This is a genomic window from Williamsia sp. SKLECPSW1, assembly GCF_054332755.1.
In genome coordinates this window covers 3,028,371-3,041,748 of sequence record NZ_JBTGLI010000001.1, presented here as the reverse complement: position 1 = coordinate 3,041,748, position 13,378 = coordinate 3,028,371, and the positions used below count along the sequence as shown (strand labels likewise).

Below are 13,378 nucleotides of genomic sequence, written 5' to 3'. Positions count from 1 at the left end.
CCGACGACGCGGTCGTATCCTCACCGCATGGATTGGGCGGGCTACGCGATGTTCCTGGGGTTCGCCGTCGTGTTGACGCTCATCCCGGGGCCGGACACGGCCGTCTCGATCGCGAACACGCTGGCCGGCGGACGGTCCCGCGGCCTCTCGGCGGTGGTCGGCATCGGTGTGGCGAACCTGGTGCAGAGCATCGCCGCGGCGGCCGGGCTCAGCGTCCTCGTCGTGCGCATCGAGCCGCTGTTCCTCGCGATCAAGTGGATCGGCGCCGCCTACCTGATGTACCTGGCCGTCCAGACCTTCCGCACGATGCGACAGCACCGGGCCGTCGGCGACGCCGCCGCGGTGCCGGCTCACACCGCCCGGGGCGATCGCCGGATCCGCACCGGCCTGCGGCAGGGGTTCCTGTCGAACATCTGCAACCCGAAGGTGATCGCCTTCTACCTCGCCGTGCTCCCGCAGTTCCTCGGCACCGACCCCGCGGCCGGGACCGTCGTCCTCTACGCGGTCACCGTGCCCGCGATCGGCGTCGCCTATCTGCTGGCCGTCGTGGTCGGCGTCGACCGCGCACGGGCGGTGTTCTCGCGCAGTCGGGTCCGTGCCGCGATGGACGCCGTCACCGGCACCGCCCTGGTGGCGTTCAGCCTGCGCCTGGCCACCGAGTAGCGGGACGCCTCACTCGGCGTCGGTGATCTCCGGTGGCACCGCCAACCGCAGTGCGCCCGGGCCGCTCTCGGCGGCGACGTCGTCGGGGTTCAGCAGCTTGCAGGCCGTCATCGACAGACATCCGCAGCCGACGCACGAGCCCATGAGATCGCGCATGTGGGTGAGCAGTTCGATGCGGGCGTCGAGGTCGGCGATCCAGGTGCGCGACGCCTTCTCCCACATCTTCGGCGTCGGCGACTCGGAGTCACCGAGCACCGCCAACACCTCGGCGATCTTCGACAGCGGGATACCGGCCGCCGCCGACGCCCGGATGAACGCCACCCGGCGCAGCATCGCCCGGTGGTACCGCCGCTGGTTGCCCGAGGTGCGGCGCGAGAAGATGAGGCCCTTGTCCTCGTAGAACCGCAGCGCGGAGGTGCTGACACCCGCACGGCGCGCGAGGTCGCCGATCGTCAGTTCCACCGCCCGCGGGGCCATGCCCTGGGAGGGTACGCGGACACCCGCTCCGACCACCGATGAGTTCCGGCCTCACCGCGAGTCCACATCGGCGAGAGCATCCTCCAGACCCGAAGGAGTCCCCCATGGCCGCCCCCATCACCCCGTTCCTCTGGTTCGACGACGACCTCGGCGACGCACTCGAGCACTACGGTCGCGTCTTCCCCGACTTCGTCGTGCACGAGAAGGGCATGGCCGGTGACGCCGTGTTCACCGCGACCTTCGAGTGCAACGGGCAGCGGTTCCAGGCGATGAACGCCGGGCCGCAGTTCCCGTTCACCGAGGCGGTGTCCTTCATGATCCTGTGCGAGGACCAGGAGGAGACCGACCACTACTGGTACGGCCTGCTGGCCGACGGCGGGGTCGAGTCGCAGTGCGGCTGGCTCAAGGACCGGTTCGGTCTGAGCTGGCAGGTGACGCCACGCCGACTCCTCGAACTCAACGGTGATCCCGATCCCGAGCGGGCACGGGCGTCGATGGCCGCGATGATGACCATGCAGCGGATCGTCGTCGCCGACCTCGAGGCGGCCGTCGCCGCGGTGTGATCGGCGGTGTCGTCGGCGACCGAATCGGACACCGTTAGCCTCCGGAAATGACTTCCGTCGACACGTCCGTCCCCACGGTCGCCGCACGTCTCGACCGGTTGCCCATCGTGCGGGCGCACCGGATCGCCACGGCCGTGATCGGCCTCGGACTGTTCTTCGACCTCTACGAGAACTTCCTCGCCGCGACCATCTCCGGTGTGCTGCGGTCCGAGCTGTCCCTGGACCGCACCGAGCTGAACCTGCTCCTGGGGTCGGCGTTCCTGGGTCAGTTCCTCGGGGCCGCGGTGATGGGGCGCTACGCCGACCGCGTCGGTCGGCGTCGGGCGTTCATGGTGAACCTCGCCGTCTACTCGTTCTTCTCGCTGTTGGGCGCCTTCTCACCCAACGCGGCGTTCCTCGTCGTCACACGGTTCATCGCCGGCGTGGGCATCGGCGCGGAGTTCGCCCTCGCCGACTCCTACCTGTCGGACCTGCTGCCGAAGAACGCGCGCGGACGGATGATCTCGTGGGCCTACACGGTGGCGTTCTTCGGTGTCCCCGTCGTCGGGCTGCTGGCACGCTGGCTGGTCCCGCTGAACCCCCTCGGCGTCGACGGGTGGCGGTGGTTGTTCGTGATCGGTGCGTTCGGGTCGTTCGCGGTGTGGGTGGTCCGCCGCGGACTGCCCGAGTCCCCGCGATGGTTGGAGACGCAGGGCCGCCACGACGAGGCCGACGCGATCTGCCGCCGGTTCGAGGAGCAGGCGGTCGCCGCCGGACACCGACTGGCCGAACCCGACCCGACGATCGTCGTCACGTCGACTCGCGCGGTCGGGGTGCGGGCACTGTTCCGGCCACCGCTCACCCGACGCACGACGATGCTGTGGATCCTGTCCGTGCTCGAGGTGTTCGGGTACTACGGGTTCGGCACACTGGCCCCGCTCGTCCTGCTGGACAAGGGTTTCGACCTCGTCACGTCGCTCGGCTTCCTCGCGGCGACCTACGTCGGGTACCCGCTCGGGTCGGTGCTCGCGGTCCCCATCGTCGAACGCATCGAACGCAAGTGGCTGGTCATCGCCTCCGCCGGGGCGATGGCGGCGTTCGGGCTGTGGTTCGGTCTGGCGGGCGCCGCCTGGGCGATCGTCGTGTCCGGGCTGCTGTACACGATGGCCAGCAACCTGTTCTCGAACGCCTATCACGTGTACCTCGCGGATTCCTACCCGACCGCGATCCGTGGGACGGCGGCCGGTGCCGCCTACTCGCTGTCGAAACTGACCACCGGAGTCCTCCCGTTCATCCTGTTGCCGTTCCTCGACGCCAACGGATCCGGACCGGTGTTCGCACTCGTCGCCGCCGTGATGGTGGTCCTGATGGTCAACGTGGGCGTCCTCGGCCACCGCAGCACGGGCATCTCCGCGGACGCCACCATCGTCCGCTGACCGAGATGCCCCGGCGTCGTTGCGCGATGTCCGGCTCGTCGGGATGCTGGAGGTATCGAACCCTTCGGCGACGCCCCGACCGACGGTCCACGACCGGACCGGCGCTCGACGCTGCGCGCGGCCGCCGTCTACGTGGTGTCGGTGTTCGGGTTCGCGATCGCGTTCCTCGTGGTCGGGTCACTCCTGTACGACCCGACCCCGCTGTGGGTCCTCATCGTCTTCCCGCTGCTGGTGTTCGCGGGTGCGGTCGGCGCCCTGTGGTGGACGTTCCGCATGTGGCAGGCGCGTGGCCGCTGGCAGGTGTGGCAGGGGGCGAGTTGGTTCCTGCTCGCCGTGTTCCTGCTGTCGCTCGGGGGCACCGGCGGCGCGTTGATGGACCGCTGACCGACCCTCAGGCGACGGCCGCCGCCGTCACCCGTTCGATGATCCGGGCCGCCTCCTCGAACCGGGCCGGGTCCGCCCAGCCGTAGTTGAGGCGGAGATGCGGCGCCGAGACCGCGGCCGGGAACCACTCGTCCCCCGGCGACACCGCGACACCGTCGGCCAGACACCGCGCCGCGACGGCCTGCGCGTCCAGGTCACGCGGCAGCCGCGCCCACAGGTTCAACCCGCCGTCGGGGACTCCCGCCACCTCCAGGGACGGCGCGTGCGCGGACAGGGCGGCCGCGAGAGCATCGCGCCGACCGTGCAGCTCGCGGCGGAGCCGGCTGAGATGCGTCTGCCACGACGGCCTCGTCACCACGTCGAGGGCGGCCCGCTGCAGCACCGGCGAGACGTACAGATCGCTCGACGCCAGAGCGCCCGCGATCCTGTCGCGGACGGGCCCGCGCGCGATGACCGCGCCGACCCGCAGCGTCGACGACGCACTCTTCGTCAGCGATCGGATGTAGACCACGTGCCCGTCCGGATCGTCGGCGACGAGCGGCGGACGCGGCTCGGCGATGGCCAGATCCCGCGCCCAGTCGTCCTCGACGAGGAACGCCCCGCGGTCGGTCGCGACCCGCAGGATCGCTGCCCGCTCGGGCGGCAGCCAGTGCGAGCCGGTCGGATTGGCGAAGGTGGGCTGGACGTAGGCGACCCGGGCGCCGGATGCGCGCAGCGCGTCGTCGACGTCCGACGCGCGCGGGGCACCCAGCGTCCGGGCGACCGGCACGATCACGAGCCCGGCCTGCCGCGCCGCGGCGATCGCCCCCCAGTACGTCGGTGACTCCATGACGATCGGATCGCCGGGTGCTGCGAGGGCGCGGAACGCCGCGGACAACGCCGCCTGACCGCCGGCGGTGATCACGACGTCGCTGGCGCGCGGGCCCGCGTCGACCGACCGGACGGCGACCTCGCGGGCGAACCAGGAGCGCAGGTCGGGTACACCCACCAGCGGCGGCCGATCGAACGAGGACTCCTCGCGCAGGGCCCGCTGCAGGGCCGAGCGCACCTCCCGCAGCGGGAGCAGATCCGGCGACGGATAGCCGCTGTGCAGGGCGATCGTGCCGGGACCGACGTCCCGCAGCGTCGAGCCGACCGGGGTGGGACCGGTCCGATCGGGCCCGAGACTCGTGGTCTGCCAATCCATCTCGCCCACGGTGCGCACCGACGGTGGTCGCAGCACGAAGTTCCCCACCCCCGGACGGGTCTCGACGAGACCGGCCGCGACGAGCCGTGCGACCGCACGCTGCACCGTCACCGGGCCTGCGCCGAACCGCTGTGCCAGCGACCGGGTCGACGGGAGTCGTGATCCCGGCGCGGCCTCGGACAACTCTCTCCGGAGCCGGCCGGCGATCACGGCACTGCTATCGTCGGACATGAGACAACAGAGTAGCGCTATCCGGTTGGTGACGACACCGCTACCGGTCACGTCCGGCGCCGCGTTCGGTGCACTCGGGGTCCTCGCCTTCTCGTTCACCGTCCCGCTGACCCGTGTCGCCGTCACCGACCTCGACCCGATGCTGGTCGGGGTCGGGCGCGCGGTGGTCGCCGGGTTGCTCGCGCTGGCCCTGCTCGCCGCGGTCCGCCCACGGACGCCCCGCGGATCACAGTGGCTTCGGCTCGTCGTCGTCGCCTGCGGGGTGGTCGTCGGCTTCCCGGTGCTCACCTCCCTTGCCCTGACCACGACGACGGCCGCCCACGCCGCCGTCGTGATCGGGTTGCTCCCTGCGGCGACGGCGGTCGCCGCCGTCATCCGGACCGGCGAGCGACCACCCGTCCGGTTCTGGGCCTTCGCGACCGTCGGGGCGATCGCGGTCGCGGTGTTCTCGACGCTGGGCCACGGGGCGTTGGGCGCACCGACGGCCGGCGATCTGCTGCTCCTCGGGGCCGTCGTCGCCGGTGCGGTGGGCTACGCGGAGGGCGGTCTCCTCGCCCGCGAACTCGGGGCGTGGCAGACGATCAGCTGGGCGCTGGTGGTCGCGCTCCCGGCGACGTCCGTCGTGACCGCGGTGCTGGTGACCCGCTCGACACCGTCCGCCGGGGGTGTGCAGTGGGCCGCGTTCGCCTACCTGGCCGGCGTCAGCATGTTCCTGGGGTTCTTCGCCTGGTACCGAGGGCTGGCGATCGGGCCGATGACGACGATCAGTCAGATCCAGCTCGTGCAACCGGTGCTGTCGGTGCTGTGGTCGGTGGCACTGCTCGGCGAGAACCTGACGCTCGCACTCGTTCTCGGCGCACTCGCGATCATCCTGGCCGCCGCGTGCGCCGTCCGGAGCCGCCCGAAGACTACTGGACCGGCGAGTCCGGTGGCGCCACCCCGAAGCGCGGAGCCTGCTCTATCGACGCGACACCCCGTATCGCACTGAGGGGCCCGCGGGCGTCGTCGGCGACCGTCCCCGAGATCACACCGATGGCCGCGTGCACCGCGGTCACGTGCACCCCGGCGGCGCGGATCGAGGCGACCACGTCGTCGAGGGCGGCGAGGTGGTCGTCGTCGACGGTGATCGTGACGTCCGGCACGGTCGCCGATCCTACCCCCGCCGCGGCCGCTCGACCGCAGGTCAGCGGGGCGCCTGCACGAGGCCGGCCCCGACGTCCGAGGCGGGGATGTCGAGCCGACGAGCCTGCTGCGTGAGGGTGGTCCACAGGTCGCGGCCACGACGGCCGGTGGTCTGCGCCCACAGCGCCGCGATCCCGGCGACGTGCGGTGTCGCCATCGACGTACCGCTGATGATGTTGTACCGGCTCGCGCCCTCGCCCTGCGACGACCCGGGCGGGAACACCGGCCACGACGAGTACACGTCCACGCCGGGCGCGGCGATGTCGACGTTTCCACCCTCGACGTCGGTGCTGCGTGCCGAGAACGGCGCGATCGCCGAGCTCTGATCCGTCGCGGCGACCGCGGCGATCGACGGACTGTTCGCGGGCACCCCCACGAAACCGGGATCGGACGGGCGGTTCGCGTTGTTGCCCGCCGCCGCGACGATCAGCGTGCCCGCCGCCAGCGCGCGACGACCGACCGTCTCGTAGGCGGTCGAGACCGCACGGACGTCGGCACCGAGTGACATCGAGACGATGTCGACGCGATTGGTCAGTGCCCAGTTCAGTCCGGCGAGGATTCCCTCGTCGGCGCCGCTGCCGTCGTCGCCGAGCACCTTGCCGACGAACAACCCTGCGGCGTAGGCGATCCCGTAACGACGGCCGGTGCTCGGCGTCTGCGGGCCGCACGCAGTGCCCGCGCAGTGGGTGCCGTGGCCGTGACCGTCCTGCGCGCTCGTGACGCCGTCGACGAATGCGGCCGACGTGATGTCCCGACCGGCGAAGTCGGGGTGGGTGAGATCGAGCCCGGTGTCGAGGACGGCGACGCGCACGCCCGAACCGTCTGCCGAACTGGTGGACACGCCTGTGGCGAGCAGACCCCACGTGAACTCGTCGGTGTCGGCCAGGGTCGACGTGGCCTGCGCTGTCTCCGATCGGCCGCCGAGCCGCGCCACCAGGTCGGCGACGCCGTCGGCGTAGCCGCGGAGATACGCAGGACGATCGGACCCGTCACCGGGAACACCCGGGGCGGCCGTCCGGATGCGGTGGACGCGTTCGGGTTCCACCGCGAGGATGTCGCCGTCGGCCGAGCACTGCGCGGCCAGCGCGGACGCCTGGTCGTCGTCGGCGGCGACCACGGCGACACCGAGGTCGGCGAAGACCGTCGCCTGGGCGGTGCGGGTCTGCGTGCGATCGACGATGCGGTCACCGAAGTCCGCGGTGGAGGCGACGTCGGTCAGACCCGCGACCCGCCGCAGCACGTCGGCGTATCCGGATGCGCCTGCCGCGTCGCCGAAGACGACGAGACGTCGTCCCGTCTGGTCACCGGCCCCGGTCGATGTCCCGATCATCGATCCCCTCCCATTGTCGTATTCGCACACCGTAATACCGGCTTCCGACAGCGGCCGGGTCACGCGCACCGCGTTAGGGTGTGGGTTCGTCGTCAACGGAGGAGACACCCGATGCCTGTTCACGGACTCGTCGCGAGAGCGGCGTCCACGGTGGTGACCGGTGCCGTCGGCGCCGCCGCCTACGACGTCGCCCGCAGGGCCGTCCGTCGCGCACCGCTGCGCGAGGGTGCCGTGGTGGTGACGTCATGGGGCCTGCGTGGGACCCGTCGCGCCGAGACCGTCGCGGAGTCGGCGCGCCTGTCGGTGGCCGACGTCGTCGCCGAGGCCCGCGAGCGCGTCGGCGAGGAGGCGACGCCCCCGGGTGCCGCCACCGATCACGGTCACGAGCACTGACCTGCCGGTGACCGCAGCATCCCGCCCGGACGTCCTCCCCGACGACCCCGGCGTTCGCGTCCTCTCCGACGCCGCCGGACGGATCCGGCTCTCGGTGGACTGGGTGCGCGGTGACACCGTGCGCGCCGTCGCGGTCGAGGACGCCCTGGCCGAGGTCGCGGGTGTCCGCGCAGCGCACGCCTATCCCCGCACCGGATCGGTGGTCGCGTGGTACCGCCGCGACGACACCGACCGCGCTGCCCTGGCAGCCGCGATCACCTCTGCGCGGTCGGTGTCGACCGATCTGGTCGCCCGGCGCGCACCCCACTCGTCCGAGGTGGCGAACGCCGACGTGGTGCGTATGGCCCTCGGCGGTGCCGCGCTGGTGATCCTGGGGATCCGCCGCTACGGGTTCCGCCGGCCGTCGGTCCTCGGCCCGACGGGCCGCCTCGCCGCCACCGGCGTCACGATCGTCACCGGTTACCCCTTCCTGCGCGGGGCACTGCGCTCCCTGGGCGGCCGCAAGGCCGCGGGCACCGACGCGCTCGTCTCGGCGGCGACCATCGCCAGCCTGCTGCTGCGGGAGAACGTCGTCGCGCTCACCGTGCTGTGGCTGCTCAACATCGGCGAGTTCCTCCAGGACCTCACGCTGCGTCGGACCCGACGCGCGATCCGGGATCTCCTTCGCGGCAACCAGGACACCGCCTGGACACGTCTGCCCGACGGCACCGAGGTGCAGGTCGGCATCGAGACGATCACCGTCGGCACCGAGGTCGTCGTGCACGACCGGGTCGCGGTCCCGGTGGACGGTGTCGTGGTCGACGGTTCCGCCCTCGTCGACCAGTCCGCCATCACCGGTGAGAACCTCCCCGTGACGGCGACGACCGGCGACCGGGTGTTCGCCGGGTCGGTGGTGATGAACGGCCGTCTCGTGCTGCGGGCCGAGGCCGTCGGCGACGACACCGCGATCGGCCGGATCGTCGCGCGTGTGGAGGAGGCGCAGCACGACCGGGCGCCGATCCAGACCGTCGGTGACAACTTCTCCCGCCGCTTCGTCCCCGCGTCGTTCGCGCTGTCGTTGGCCACCCTCGTCGTCACCCGCGACGTGCGACGTGCGATGACGATGCTGCTGATCGCGTGCCCGTGTGCGGTGGGTCTGGCGACGCCGACCGCCATCAGTGCGGCGATCGGCAACGGCGCCCGGCGCGGCATCCTGATCAAGGGCGGATCGCACCTCGAGCGGTCGGGTCGCTTCGACGCGGTCGTCTTCGACAAGACCGGCACCCTCACCCAGGGGCGGCCGGTCGTGACCAACGTGGTGTCGTTTGACGACGCGTGGCAGCCCGAGCAGGTGCTCGCGTACGCCGCGAGTTCCGAGATCCACTCGCGACACCCGTTGGCCGAGGCGGTGATCCGTTCCACCGAGGAACGCCACATCGCCATCCCACCGCACGAGGAGTGCGAGGTGCTGGTGGGTCTGGGGATGCGCACCCGCGCCGACGGGCGGACACTGCTGCTCGGTAGTCCCGCCCTGCTGACCGGCGAGGGCGTCGCGGTCACCGAGGACGCGACGGCCTGGGTGGACAAGTTGCGACTGCGCGCCGAGACCCCGCTGCTGCTCGCCGTCGACGGTGACCTCATCGGTCTCATCAGCCTGCGCGACGAGATCCGCCCGGAGGCGCTGTCGGTGCTGGCCGAACTCCGAGACGCCGGCGTGCGACGCATCCTCATGCTCACCGGGGACCACCCCGTCACCGCGGCCGCGGTCGCCGCCGAACTCGGGATCGACGAGTGGCGCGCCGAGGTGCTGCCCGAGGACAAGCTCGCCGCCGTCCGGGCTCTCAAGGACGACGGACACGTCGTGGCGATGGTCGGCGACGGCATCAACGACGCGCCCGCGCTCGCCGCCGCCGACGTGGGGATCGCGATGGGCCTCGGCGGCACCGACGTCGCCGTCGAGACCGCCGACGTCGCGCTCGCCTCCGACGACCTGTCGGCGGTCGTCGACGTCCGCGAACTGGGTTCGCGGGCCGTCGATCTCATCGGGCAGAACTACGCGATGTCGATCGCGGTCAACGCGATCGGGCTGCTCGTGGGTGCCGGCGGCGCCCTGTCACCGGTCGTCGCGGCGGTCCTGCACAACGCGTCGTCGGTCGCGGTGGTGGCCAACAGTTCTCGCCTCATCGGTCACCGGCTCGACGAGGACCGGCCGACCGGGGTGACCGCTCAGGTCTGATCGAGCGCGTCCTCGACCCGGTCGAGGAGAGGTCGCTGCGCGGCGATGATCTTGCGGCCGGCGGTCTCCAGGTCGAACCATTCGACGCGGTCGACCTCGGGGAAGCTCTGCATCCGACCGGACTTCCGCGGCCACTCCATCTCGACGGTGTTGCTCACCGACGTCGCCGGGTCGACCTCGGCCTCCACCACGTAGGCGCTCACCACCTTGCCGCTCTTCTGGGTGATCTCGCCGATCGGCACCAGGGCACCGGGATCGACGACGACGCCGACCTCCTCGGCGAACTCGCGGGCGGCGGCGTCGCGCGGATCCTCGTCGACGTACTCCCCCTTCGGGATCGACCACGCACCCTCGTCGCGGCGGGCCCAGAGCGGACCGCCGGGATGGGCGAGGAGTACCCGCACGGGTTCACCGGGCACGCGACGGACGGCGATCACCCCCGCGCTACGGCGCGGCAACGCTCGTCGTCTCCTCACGGGCGGCGCGACGACGTTCGGCCTCGCTGCGGCGGATGGCGGCGCCGATGGTCAGCGCGGTCACGGCCGCGATCATCAGCCACACCACCACGGCTATGACGACGATCACAGCGATCATGGTCGTGATCGTGTCCGGTCCGGGCCGCGGACACAAGGGGCTCCGGGTCCTGCCACGGTCACGACTTGCTCACGATCTCGTCCAGCATCTCCCCGATCGCGTCCACGCCGGGGTACGCGGCGTGCGTCCCCGCGGCACCGACGGCGAGCGACCCGGCTGCGACCGCCCACCGGACGGCGTCCGGCAACGAGTCGCCGACGGCCAGTCGACCGGCGAGCACGCCGACGAAAGCATCTCCGGCACCGGTGGAGTCGACGACGTCGACCGCCGGTGGACGCATGTGCCCGGACCCCTCCGGGGTCACCCAGACGGCCCCGTCGGCACCGAGTGTCACGACGACCGACCGCGCCCCGAGCGTCTGCGCGGTCTCGGCCACCCGCCTGACGTCGGTGACGTCGGTGGTGGTGAGCACGGCCAGTTCGTGCTCGTTGACTACCAACGGATCACACGACGCCACCAGATCGTCGACCGCCCGCGCGGGGGCGGCGTTCACGACGAGCCGCCCGGTGCACGCCGACGCGGCGGCGCGGTTCACCGACGGCGGGACCTCCATCTGACACACGACCACCGCGGCGTCGGCGACGACCTGCCGCTCGCCGGCGTCGAGACCGTCCCAGGCGTCGTTCGCGCCGGCGTCGAGGACGATGGTGTTCTCCCCTCCCGCCACCTGGATGAAGGCCGTTCCCGTCGCCGCCGCGTCGGCCGGACGCACGTGTGTCACGTCGACGCCGTGGGCCGCGAGTTCGTCGCGCACCGAACGTCCGTCGGGACCGTCGCCCACTCGGCCGACGAACGTCACCTCCTCGTGCACCCGCCGGGCGGCGACCGCCTGGTTCGCGCCCTTGCCGCCCAGATTCCGTCGCACCGCCGTGGCGCGCAGCGTCTCGCCGGGACGGGGGAACCGCTGCAGTTCGGCGACGACATCGGTGTTGACCGACCCCACCACCACGACCGTCGTCATCGCACCGATGATGCCGGATCACGGACCGATCGCCGCTGAGTATGGTCGGGGTGATTCCCCCAGGCAGCGGAGGTAGCGCGTGGACGTCGACGTCATCGTGGTCGGAGCCGGTCTCGCCGGTCTGGTCACCGCACACGAGCTCACGAGCGCCGGCCACCGCGTCGCACTGCTCGACCAGGAGAACGCCGCCAACCTCGGCGGTCAGGCCTGGTGGTCGTTCGGCGGGCTGTTCTTCGTCGACAGCCCCGAGCAGCGGCGACTGCGCGTCCACGACTCCCTGGAACTCGCCTGGCGCGACTGGCAGAACAGCGCCGGGTTCGACCGCCTCGACGACGAGGACTCGTGGGCTGTGCAGTGGGCGCGCGCCTACGTCGAGTTCGCCGCCGGCGAGAAGAGGTCGTGGCTCGACGGCCACGGCATCACCTTCCTGCCGACGGTCGGGTGGGCCGAACGCGGCGGCATGCGTGCCGACGCCCACGGCAACTCCGTCCCGCGCTTCCACGTCGCCTGGGGCACCGGGACCGGCATCGTGCGGCCGTTCGCCGAGTCGGCCCGGAGCGCCGCCGCATCGGGCGCCCTGGTCTTCCACCATCGCCATCGCGTCGACGAACTGATCACCGAGGGCGGTGCGGTGGTCGGCGTCCGCGGAGCGGTCCTCGAACCCGACGTCGCCGTCCGCGGCGCCCCGTCGTCGCGGGTGGTCGTCGGGGATTTCGAGATGCGGGCACAGGCGGTCGTCGTGACCTCCGGCGGCATCGGCGGCAACCACGAGATGGTCCGCAGGTTCTGGCCCGAGCGGCTCGGCACCCCGCCGAGGTCGATGATCACCGGTGTCCCCGAGCACGTCGACGGACGCATGCTCGACATCGCCGCCTCCGCCGGTGCGCGTCTGGTGAACCGGGATCGCATGTGGCACTACACCGAAGGTGTCGCCAACTGGGACCCCATCTGGCCCTCCCACGGCATCCGGATCCTGCCCGGCCCGTCGTCGATGTGGCTCGACGCGCTCGGGCGTCGCCTGCCCGATCCGTGCCTGCCCGGCTTCGACACGCTCTCGACCCTGCGCCACCTGCGGACGACACCGGACATCGCCGAGCACGACCACTCCTGGTTCGTCCTCAACCAGCGGATCATCGCCAAGGAGTTCGCCCTGTCCGGGTCGGAGCAGAACCCCGACATCACCTCGGGCGGGCGGATGGCGATGGTCCGCGAACGCGTCCTGGGATCCGGCGCGCCCGCGCCGGTGCAGGCGTTCATCGACAACGGCGTCGACTTCGTCACCGCGTCGACCGTCGAGGAACTGGTCGCGAAGATGAACGGCCTCACCGACTCCCCCCTGCTCGACGCCGCTGCGGTGCGACGGCAGATCGAGGCACGCGACTCGCAGCTCGACAACGCGTACTGCAAGGACAGCCAGATCATGGCGATCCGCAACTCACGCGGGTTCATCGGCGAGCGGCTCGGCAGGACCGCCGCGCTGGGCAGGATCCTCGATCCCGACGACGGACCGCTGATCGGCGTGAAGCTGCACATCCTCACCCGGAAGTCCCTGGGCGGCATCCAGACCGATCTGTCGTCGCGCGTGCTCGGTGCGGACGGCGACCCCGTCGACGCGCTGTATGCCGCGGGCGAGGCAGCCGGGTTCGGTGGCGGTGGTGTGCACGGGTACAACTCGCTCGAGGGCACGTTCCTCGGGGGGTGTCTCTTCTCCGGCCGCACGGCCGGTCGTGCGATCGCGGCGGCTCTCGGTCACCGCCCCTCATCGGTGAGAGAGAGTGTCTGAC

Annotated in this window: 15 protein-coding genes; 8 read left to right on the top strand and 7 right to left on the bottom strand. The window is 71.7% G+C overall.

Annotated elements, in window-relative coordinates:
• Positions 1–27: 27 nt before the first annotated feature.
• Entirely contained in the window at positions 28–663 is a 636-nt protein-coding gene (locus tag ACXVUM_RS14285; protein WP_458522437.1) for a LysE family translocator, read from the top strand.
• Between the two features lie 9 nt (positions 664–672).
• On the opposite strand, the gene soxR is transcribed toward ACXVUM_RS14285, so the two are convergent.
• Complete coding sequence (gene soxR / locus ACXVUM_RS14280; protein WP_458522436.1) at positions 673–1,140, bottom strand: redox-sensitive transcriptional activator SoxR; 468 nt, start codon at positions 1,138–1,140, stop codon at positions 673–675.
• Between the two features lie 104 nt (positions 1,141–1,244).
• Here soxR and ACXVUM_RS14275 point away from each other — a divergent pair, with 104 nt between their 5' ends.
• The 3 genes from ACXVUM_RS14275 (at position 1,245) to ACXVUM_RS14265 (ending at position 3,502) form a co-directional block, all read left to right on the top strand.
• Positions 1,245–1,703, top strand: a complete 459-nt coding sequence (locus ACXVUM_RS14275) for a VOC family protein (protein WP_458522435.1) — start codon at positions 1,245–1,247, stop codon at positions 1,701–1,703.
• Positions 1,704–1,750: 47 nt separating this feature from the next.
• A complete protein-coding gene (locus ACXVUM_RS14270) occupies positions 1,751–3,118 on the top strand; it encodes an MFS transporter (protein WP_458522434.1) in 1,368 nt (455 codons plus the stop codon).
• Positions 3,119–3,253: 135 nt separating this feature from the next.
• Positions 3,254–3,502, top strand: a complete 249-nt coding sequence (locus ACXVUM_RS14265; protein ID WP_458522433.1) for a hypothetical protein — start codon at positions 3,254–3,256, stop codon at positions 3,500–3,502.
• Positions 3,503–3,509: 7 nt separating this feature from the next.
• Here the strand turns inward: ACXVUM_RS14265 and ACXVUM_RS14260 are convergent, their stop codons facing one another.
• Positions 3,510–4,919: an aminotransferase-like domain-containing protein gene (locus ACXVUM_RS14260; protein ID WP_458522432.1), complete on the bottom strand. Its 1,410-nt coding sequence runs from the start codon at positions 4,917–4,919 to the stop codon at positions 3,510–3,512.
• On the opposite strand from ACXVUM_RS14260, the gene ACXVUM_RS14255 reads away from it, so the two are divergent.
• A complete protein-coding gene (locus tag ACXVUM_RS14255; RefSeq protein WP_458522431.1) occupies positions 4,918–5,907 on the top strand; it encodes a DMT family transporter in 990 nt (329 codons plus the stop codon). The genes ACXVUM_RS14260 and ACXVUM_RS14255 overlap by 2 nt on opposite strands.
• Here the strand turns inward: ACXVUM_RS14255 and ACXVUM_RS14250 are convergent.
• Positions 5,828–6,061 (bottom strand): hypothetical protein, encoded by a 234-nt coding sequence (locus ACXVUM_RS14250; protein WP_458522430.1) that lies wholly within the window; start codon positions 6,059–6,061, stop codon positions 5,828–5,830. The two genes, ACXVUM_RS14255 and ACXVUM_RS14250, sit on opposite strands and share 80 nt — an antisense overlap.
• A gap of 41 nt (positions 6,062–6,102) precedes the next feature.
• Positions 6,103–7,431, bottom strand: coding sequence for a S8 family serine peptidase (locus ACXVUM_RS14245; RefSeq protein WP_458522429.1), 1,329 nt, complete (start codon positions 7,429–7,431; stop codon positions 6,103–6,105).
• 111 nt (positions 7,432–7,542) lie between these two features.
• Here ACXVUM_RS14245 and ACXVUM_RS14240 point away from each other — a divergent pair, with 111 nt between their 5' ends.
• Together ACXVUM_RS14240 and ACXVUM_RS14235 are read left to right on the top strand one after the other, a co-directional pair.
• On the top strand, positions 7,543–7,824 hold the full coding sequence (locus ACXVUM_RS14240) for a DUF1490 family protein (protein ID WP_458522428.1): 282 nt from the start codon (positions 7,543–7,545) through the stop codon (positions 7,822–7,824).
• A gap of 7 nt (positions 7,825–7,831) precedes the next feature.
• Complete coding sequence (locus ACXVUM_RS14235; protein WP_458522427.1) at positions 7,832–10,039, top strand: heavy metal translocating P-type ATPase; 2,208 nt, start codon at positions 7,832–7,834, stop codon at positions 10,037–10,039.
• Here ACXVUM_RS14235 and ACXVUM_RS14230 read toward each other — a convergent pair.
• From ACXVUM_RS14230 to ACXVUM_RS14220, 3 genes are read right to left on the bottom strand one after another with little or no spacing between them, the layout of a single operon-like run.
• Entirely contained in the window at positions 10,030–10,497 is a 468-nt protein-coding gene (locus tag ACXVUM_RS14230) for an NUDIX domain-containing protein (RefSeq protein ID WP_458522426.1), read from the bottom strand. The genes ACXVUM_RS14235 and ACXVUM_RS14230 overlap by 10 nt on opposite strands.
• A complete protein-coding gene (locus ACXVUM_RS14225; RefSeq protein ID WP_458522425.1) occupies positions 10,484–10,633 on the bottom strand; it encodes a hypothetical protein in 150 nt (49 codons plus the stop codon). The genes ACXVUM_RS14230 and ACXVUM_RS14225 overlap by 14 nt, the downstream gene beginning before the upstream one ends.
• A 58-nt stretch (positions 10,634–10,691) precedes the next feature.
• Positions 10,692–11,594: a ribokinase gene (locus tag ACXVUM_RS14220; RefSeq protein ID WP_458522424.1), complete on the bottom strand. Its 903-nt coding sequence runs from the start codon at positions 11,592–11,594 to the stop codon at positions 10,692–10,694.
• Between the two features lie 79 nt (positions 11,595–11,673).
• On the opposite strand from ACXVUM_RS14220, the gene ACXVUM_RS14215 reads away from it, so the two are divergent.
• The gene (locus tag ACXVUM_RS14215) at positions 11,674–13,377 is read left to right on the top strand and encodes an FAD-binding dehydrogenase (RefSeq protein ID WP_458522423.1); all 1,704 of its coding nucleotides are present in this window, start codon (positions 11,674–11,676) and stop codon (positions 13,375–13,377) included.
• The last annotated feature ends 1 nt before the right edge of the window (position 13,378 follow it).